We start from the raw sequence: 7,904 nt of genomic DNA on the forward strand, positions 1-7,904 counted from the left end.
CTCTGTTTTTTTATATGATGACCAAAGACGATTCCTTTGTATACAAAGGGTCGTCTTTTTTTGATGTAATTTTATAAAGAATACGCAGGTAACAAGATAGATCGTACAACAGGGATGCTTCTGCAATATCCCGATTATCAAGCTGGATGATAGCAGGCAATCCATATATAAAATAGACTCTTCTTCATCTGTACTTAAATACGTACAAATATCGAATTATGGCAGTATGTCACAAAAACCGAAAAACAGGTGGATATCGTTGCGACCTGCTGCAGTACGCAATTTCTGTAAGCTGAATGTTAAGAATCGGGAAGGATAGGAAAATAAGGAAGTGAAGTTGAAACTGGTAATAAGTGGTGGTTATAATACAAGAAAACATACCAAATCTTCCCAAATGAAAAGAGCCTACACAAAACACTATACCTAAACTCTGTATTTCGAAAACAGGATGCCTGTCTCTGTTATTGATCTGGTAACTAAGAGGATAAATGACTCTATACAGCAGCGGTAGCTTTAGAGGGTTGTGGTACATAATGGTATAACGCTGCGCTTTTGTTCCAGCGACCCAAGCACAATTTGAGGGGAAAAGGAATGCATACTTAAAAGCGTATCCGCTGCATAATCTTTGAGGATTCTTGGGAGTCAGCCAGATGTAAGAGTCACCAGCGTCTTTTGCAAAACGACGAATATGGTGCTTTTCGTGATGCTCTTTTTAAATAGGATTAATTAACATATATACAATAATTGTTATTTTTGAGTTATTTTTTGTTAAATTTTCGAAAAACGTATTTACAGCTCTCTCTGGATGTATTAAGGTAGCCTTGTAAGTTCGATACACATTATTATTTTTTTTATTTTAACTATCAAAATTTAAAAAAGGAGAGAGTATGGGATTAAAATTGCTGGCAAATAAAAATATCTTGATTATGGGGGTGGCCAATAACCGCAGCATTGCCTGGGGGATTGCCCAATCGCTCGCTGAACAGGATGCACGGCTCGTTTTTACATACGAGAATGAACGCGTGAAGAGCCGTGTTGAGAAGCTGGTAGAGTCTATTCCCGGAGCTGTTTTGCTGCCCTGTGATGTGCAAAACGAATCGGAGATCGATCAGCTGGCCGCTTATTTGTCTGAACATATAGGTGTACTGCATGGATATGTTCATAGTATCGCTTATGCACGTCCGGAAGATCTAGATGGGAACTATGTGGATACATCGCGTGAAGGGTTCGGTCTGGCGCAGGAAATCAGTGCCTATTCGCTGGTTGCTGTAGCCCGCCGTATTTATCCGCTGATGACCGAAGGCGGCAGTATCATGACCATGACCTATATCGGCGCAGAGCGTGCTATCCAGAACTACAATGTAATGGGCGTAGCCAAAGCCACGCTGGAAGCTTCAGTACGTTATCTGGCCAATGATCTGGGTATGCATGGTATCCGCGTCAATGCGATTTCTGCAGGTCCTATTCGTACACTGGCTGCCTACGGAATCAAGGATTTTAACGGCATGCTCAAAAAAATCGAAGAAACTACGCCGCTGCGCAAAACGGTAGATACGGCCGAAGTCGGAGATACTGCCGCTTTCCTGATGTCGGACTGGTCCCGCGGTATTACGGGCGAAGTGATCCATGTGGATGCCGGTTATCATATTACTGGAATGTAAGGAGGAGCCCTTTTGCTGACCGCACAGATGAAATGTCAGATTATTTCAGTGGACGGCAGATCGAGTCGGGAACAGCTCGAACAGGATGCAACCGGGATTAGCCGGTTATTGTCGCTCCGAGGATTATCCTCAGACAGCAGGGTCATTCTGAAATCCGCCAACTCGTACTTGTTTATCGCTGCGTTGTTTGGCCTGTGTCATCACGCTGTATCGATAGTTGTCGTTGATCCGCAGATTGGTCTGGATGAGCTGCTGTATATTCATGGCGAGACCGAATCGGATCTGCTGCTTGCGGATATCGATCCGCAGCTGCCAGGATTGGAAACTGTGCTGCTCTCCGAGTTGGCAGAGAGTGTGGCGGTGTCGCATCGAATGGCAATCCAGTCTCCACAGGAGACCCTTTCGCTGGATGCCTGGTGTGCCCGGCGTGATGCACTGATTCTGTATTCATCAGGCACCACCGGCAAGCCCAAAGGCATTGTCAAATCGGGACAGCTGTTTATGGAAAATATCGTACATTCGATTCGGGCGATGGGCTATCAATCTTCGGACTGTATGCTGCCGGTTGTGCCGTATTCCCATTTTTATGGAATTTCATTAATCTTCTCATGGTGGTTAACTGCCTGCTCCCTCATCGTATGTAACCCACAGAATCTACGGAGCGTGATTACCAATATTACTCGTGAACGAGCTACAATCGTAGATGCCAACCCCTCTGCTTATTACACCTTGTTACGCATGTTAGCCCGTAAACCAAGACAGCTGGAAGCCCTGCAACATGCTCCGGTTCGGATGTGGTGCGTGGGCGGATCTCCTCTGACGAGAGACCTTGAAGAAAAGTTTGATGCTTTGTTCCACAAGCCGCTGCTCAATGGCTACGGATTGTCGGAACTGGGAAATGTAACCCTTGGAACGCCCGGTAATCCGCATGGCTGCGGTGCTCCGCTGCCTGGTATTGAAGTTCGGGTACTGGATAATCAGGGGAATCTACTACCCGATCAGGAGATCGGTGAAGTATGGATACAGACGCCCGGTTGTATGGAAGGCTATCTCCATCGCCCGGATCTGACCGAAGCAGCCATTATTAACGGCTGGTTCCGCACCGGTGATATGGGATTTACCGATAATGGCAATCTTCATGTTGTCGGACGCACAGGCAAAACGGTAAACCGGATGGGCTACCTGGTCTCGCCTGCCTATATCGAGAGCCGAATCAGTCTGCTGGGCTGTCGCTCATGCGTTATCGCACTGGAAGATGAACTCAAAGGCAGTCTGCTGATCACCTTTGTGGAAGACGAAGCTGTTCTGACGCTCGCCGAACTGCGCAGGGAAATGAACCAGATTCTGCCGACCTATATGTATCCGGATCTGCTGATTCCACTGCCAGGATTTCCACTGAATCGTAACGGTAAGGTAGACCGGCTGGAATTAGAGAAACTTGCTATAACCAAAACTACAGAGCGTAGTGTGCGTAAATCCGCCGAAACAGTAGTGTGAAGCAGATAACAACGATTTAATAAACTACAATTTGTAGTTTTTATACTGACCTTTCTTCGGTTTTAAACAAGAAAACGACGAAAGATCAGAACCAATTCAAGAGAGAAGGGATGATTAATAATGAGTATGGACCAGAAGCTGACGGAGGATTTGTTGTTGTTGGAAAGGCACGGAGCGGTACTGAAATGCCTGAATTATCTGATGACACAACGTCAGGAAGTACTGGATATCCTGTCACAAATCTCGTCGTATCGTGCTGCGAATGCCGAGATTGATTCTACGATCATGACACTGCAGGGGGCACTGGAAGAAGTGCGCAACAACAAGCCGGGCTGGCAGCAGTCGATGGCGGTATTTATGCCTTCGAACGTTATTCTATACTCCTATGCGCTGTATCTGCTGATTCCTTCGCTGTATGTAAACGAGATTGCGTTCCGCCCGGCTTCTTATGTGGCTGAAAATGTAGGTCTGCTGCATGAGAAGCTGCAGGCGGTACATGGTCTGCCTATCCATCATCAGAAGGTCAGCCAGAAAGTATTCGTAAATGAATATGTCAAACCGGCTGATATCGTTGTTTTCACTGGTGGATACTCCAATGCAGAACAGATCAAAAAACAATTGCGCAAAGAGCAGCTGTATATTTTCTTCGGTCAGGGAATCAATCCATTCATTATCGGTCCGGATGCGGATCTGGCACTGGCAGTAACCGATGTGATCCGTATGCGTCTGTTCAACTCCGGTCAGGATTGCCTCGGACCCGATATTATTCTCGTTCATCAGGAAGTTGCAGATACATTCAAGAATTTGCTGATCGAGCGTGTGCAGGGATTGACCTATGGACACAATCAGGACCCGGATGCACACTATACGCCTATTTTCTACAAAGACACGCTGTATAGCGTATCCGAATATTTCAATACGCATGATCAGTTTATCGTATATGGTGGCGGGATTGATTTCCGTACCAAAAAGATGGATCCAACGGTTCTGTACAGCACGCTGGATGAAAACCTCGACATTATCGAGTATTTCTCGCCAGTGTTTAACGTAGTGAGTTATCGGGATGATGAACAACTGATTCAGCGTATCTCTTCCAGCTACTTCAGCGAGCGGGCGATGGGCTGCAGCCTGTATGGCTCCGAGCATCTGAGTGATATTTTGCGCCGCAAGCATACGCTGACGATCAACGAAACACTGGAAGATGTGGATCAGGGGAACAAGGCATTCGGCGGCTATGGAACCATGTCCAACTATATTTTCCACAATAACAATCTGGTCTCCAAACCGATCCTGATCTCGGCAGTTGTTGCAGAGTACCTGCAGGACAAGAGGACTCTGGTATGACCGCTTCACTACCTGCCTGGGATATCGTCGTACGCTATCTGGAATCTGTGGGTGTGAAGCATCTGTTCGGACTGCCCAGTGATGATCTGAAAATTCTGGAGCCGTTATCCAAAGCCGACATGGAATTTGTCATCTGCAAGGATCAGCGCAATGCGGTATTTATGGCTTCCGGATATTCACTGGCTACCAGTCGTCTCGCCGTCTGTGTGGTAGGGAAAGGACCGGCGCTCAGCAATACGCTGACCGGTCTGCTGGAAGCGCAGAACCTGAGCGTTCCGCTGCTGTTGTTGGCGCTCGGAACCGGTGGAGACAAGCTGGGAACACGTTCTTTTCAGGAAGCTGATCAGATGTCAATGGTGAAGCCACTGGTCAAATGGGCTTACCGGGTTGAGCATGGTGAGCGGCTGCAATGGGCGCTCGAAAGAGCTGCCTTTATGGCAGTCAATGGCGCTCCCGGTCCAGTGTATATCGAACTGCCAGAGCAGCTGGTTGATCAACTGTCACCGGTACAAGAGCCTTTTGCTCCACTGGAACGACTGAGTGTACTGCCAGGACGTGATCAGCTGGAAGCAGCAGATATACTGCTGCGAAATGCACGTCGTCCGCTTATTCTCACCGGTGGTGGCATGAAAAATGGAGACGGCAGTCGATTGGAACAGCTGGCTTCCAGATATGGAGCTGTCATATTTGCAACGGCGTCAGGTCGCGGAACAGTGGATGAGTATCATCCGCTGTTCGGCGGAGTCGCCGGATTGTACACGGATGTCAGCTGCCGGGCGCTATGGGAAGAAGCCGATCTGGTCATTGCGCTGGGCAGTCGCTTGGAAGAGACAGCAACTTTTGAATGGGAATCGTGGCTGGAGCAGAAGCCTTTGATTCAGGTCAATATGGAGCTGAATGATCTGGCGCATCAGTACAAAGGACTCAAGCTGCTGGGTGATGGATATGCCGTCCTGGATCACTGGCTGGAGCAGCCGCTTCGTCCGGCAGATTCGGACTGGGTACAGCGGATTGCCGATTGCAAAGCGGCAGCCGTAGAACGCCGGGAAGCTGCAATGATCGAAATCGCTGCAGAACCTGGCTTGCATGTACCGGAGCTGCTGAAGATGATCAATAACGAGTGCGGCGAAGAACTGGTGCTGGTACAGGAGAATGGGCTGCAGGATATGTGGTCATATTTCTACCCCTATTTTGCTTTTGGCAAGCAGGCATGGTCGATTGTACCGAGTGATCAGACAAGTCTCGGATTCGGAGCCGCGGCAGCGCTTGGAGCCGCAGTAGCCGGGCAGCGTCCGGTAGTAGCACTGGTGGGAGATGGTGCGTTCAACCTGTTCCGCTCGGATCTGATCACAGCAGCGGAATACCGTATTCCTGCACTGTATCTGGTACTTAACAATGGCGGATACGGATGGCTGCAGAATCAGCTGGGCTATCAATCTTCTACACTGAATGGTTCCTATCCATTCGTATCCGGTCAGGAGCAGTTGGATGTGAGCAGTATTACTCACGAATTTGTGGATAACCGGGTCATTCGCAGCCGCGAAGAAGCGGAACAGCAGCTGGCTGCAGCCTGGGAATCCTATCGCGAAGGCCGCTTGGTCATCGTCGATGTTCAGGTCACGCTGACGGATATCCATGAGAAAATCCGCCATGTATATGGAGACTTCCCGCTGCCGGAACGGTCGGCAGTTACGAAATAATCTCAACAACAATAAAGGACGTGAACCTATTGAAAAGGCGTGTAGTGGTGACCGGTCAAGGTGTAATCACACCGGTTGGACTGAATACCGAAGACTTCTGGAAATCACTGGTTGAAGGTCGCAGTGGAGTAGGTCTGGTAGATCATTTTGATGTATCCGATATCCCGACCAAGATTGGAGCTCAGGTCAAGGACTTCGATCCCCTAGAATATATGAGCAAAAAAGAAGCCAACAAAATTGCACAATTCACCCAGTTTGCATTGGCTGCTGCCCATCAGGCGATGAAGCAGTCCGGTCTGGTCATCAATGAAGAAAATGCGTCCCGTATCGGTGTTGTTATCGGCTCGGGAGCAGGGGGTCTGGATGTGGTGGAAGAGAATTATCGCAAGCTGACCGAGATCGGTCCCAAGCGGGTGTCCCCTCATTTTGTAACAGCCATGATGATTAATTCGGCACCGGGTGAAGTTGCGATTGCTTTTGGCGCCAAGGGTCCTTCGTTTGGAGTGGTTACGGCATGTGCAACCGGCAGTAATTCTATCGGTGAAGCGCTGCGCACGATCCAGTACGGTACTGCCGATGCAGTAATTGCCGGAGGCGCAGAAGCGAACTTTAGCCAGCTTGATCTGGCGGGATTTGCCAATATTCATGCGCTGTCCAGACGCAATGAAGAACCGCAGCAGGCCAGTCGTCCATTTGACTCGGCGCGTGACGGGTTCGTCATCGGCGGGGGAGCCGGCGTAGTGATTCTGGAAGAACTGGAACATGCACTCAAGCGGAATGCGACTATTCTGGCAGAAGTAGTCGGCTATGGTTGTACAACCGATGCCTATCATATTACAGCTCCGGATCTGAGCGGCGAAGGCGCAGCCGATGCGATCCGATTGGCTCTGCAAGATGGCGGACTTCAGCCGGAAGATGTGAATTATGTGAATGCACACGGAACCAGTACTCCTTTTAACGATCAGATGGAAGTAAACGCCTTACGCAAAGTATTCGGCGAACATGCACCGAATCTGGCGATCTCTTCGATCAAGTCGATGACCGGTCATCTAATGGGCGGTGCAGGAGCGGTAGAACTGATCGCTACCGTGCAAAGTATGCTGCACAGTACCGTTCCGCCAACGCTCAACTGTGACGATCCGGATGATAAGGAACTGAATTTTGTACCGAATGTAAGCCAGGAAAGGGAAGTTAATGCAGCCATCAGCAACTCTTTTGGTTTTGGTGGACATAACGTATGCATCGCTGTACGCAAATGGAAGGGAGAGTAACTCCTTTGGATTTGACCAAGATTCATATTCCTGACGTACTTCCTCACCGCTATCCATTTCTGATGATTGATGAGGTATCCGGCTACGAGACATCCGGCTGGGCCAGGGGGTACAAGCTGGTCAGCTGGAACGAATGGTATATCAGTGAAACCCAGCCTTATATGCCGTCTACACTCATTGTGGAAGCACTGGCACAGCTGCTGGCTTTTGCCACGATTGACGAAGCAGGTATTTCCTTTTTGACCACATTAAAAGGAGTGCGTGTCCATGGGCAGGCTGCTGCCGGAGATCGTATTGATCTATATGTGGAAGTGCTTCGCCGCCGCAAAGGTTATGTACTTGGCAAAGGAACAGCTTCTATAGGAGAACGAATTATCCTCGAAGCGGATGAGATCGTGTCCTACGATCTGAAGCGTTAAGACCATCATAGA

Annotated in this window: 6 protein-coding genes; all 6 read left to right on the plus strand. The window is 48.9% G+C overall.

Annotated elements, in window-relative coordinates; genetic code table 11:
• The first annotated feature begins 887 nt into the window (after nucleotides 1-887).
• The 6 genes from fabI to H065_RS0112935 all read left to right on the plus strand — a co-directional run bounded on the left by fabI (nucleotide 888) and on the right by H065_RS0112935 (nucleotide 7,892).
• Complete coding sequence (gene fabI, locus H065_RS0112910) at nucleotides 888-1,661, plus strand: enoyl-ACP reductase FabI (protein ID WP_017813487.1); 774 nt, start codon at nucleotides 888-890, stop codon at nucleotides 1,659-1,661.
• 12 nt (nucleotides 1,662-1,673) lie between these two features.
• Complete coding sequence (locus H065_RS0112915) at nucleotides 1,674-3,158, plus strand: class I adenylate-forming enzyme family protein (protein WP_017813488.1); 1,485 nt, start codon at nucleotides 1,674-1,676, stop codon at nucleotides 3,156-3,158.
• 120 nt (nucleotides 3,159-3,278) lie between these two features.
• Nucleotides 3,279-4,502, plus strand: a complete 1,224-nt coding sequence (locus tag H065_RS0112920) for an aldehyde dehydrogenase family protein (RefSeq protein ID WP_017813489.1) — start codon at nucleotides 3,279-3,281, stop codon at nucleotides 4,500-4,502.
• Nucleotides 4,499-6,202, plus strand: coding sequence for a thiamine pyrophosphate-binding protein (locus H065_RS0112925; RefSeq protein WP_017813490.1), 1,704 nt, complete (start codon nucleotides 4,499-4,501; stop codon nucleotides 6,200-6,202). Before H065_RS0112920 ends, H065_RS0112925 begins: the two co-directional genes overlap by 4 nt.
• Before the next feature lie 29 nt (nucleotides 6,203-6,231).
• Nucleotides 6,232-7,473 carry a beta-ketoacyl-ACP synthase II gene (fabF, locus tag H065_RS0112930; protein WP_026136205.1) on the plus strand — a complete coding sequence of 414 codons (1,242 nt, stop codon included), beginning with the start codon at nucleotides 6,232-6,234 and terminating at the stop codon, nucleotides 7,471-7,473.
• Between the two features lie 20 nt (nucleotides 7,474-7,493).
• Nucleotides 7,494-7,892 carry a 3-hydroxyacyl-ACP dehydratase FabZ family protein gene (locus H065_RS0112935; protein WP_026136206.1) on the plus strand — a complete coding sequence of 133 codons (399 nt, stop codon included), beginning with the start codon at nucleotides 7,494-7,496 and terminating at the stop codon, nucleotides 7,890-7,892.
• The last annotated feature ends 12 nt before the right edge of the window (nucleotides 7,893-7,904 follow it).

The sequence above is a fragment of the Paenibacillus shenyangensis genome, from assembly GCF_000346635.1.
Classification (GTDB): domain Bacteria; phylum Bacillota; class Bacilli; order Paenibacillales; family Paenibacillaceae; genus Saccharibacillus; species Saccharibacillus dauci.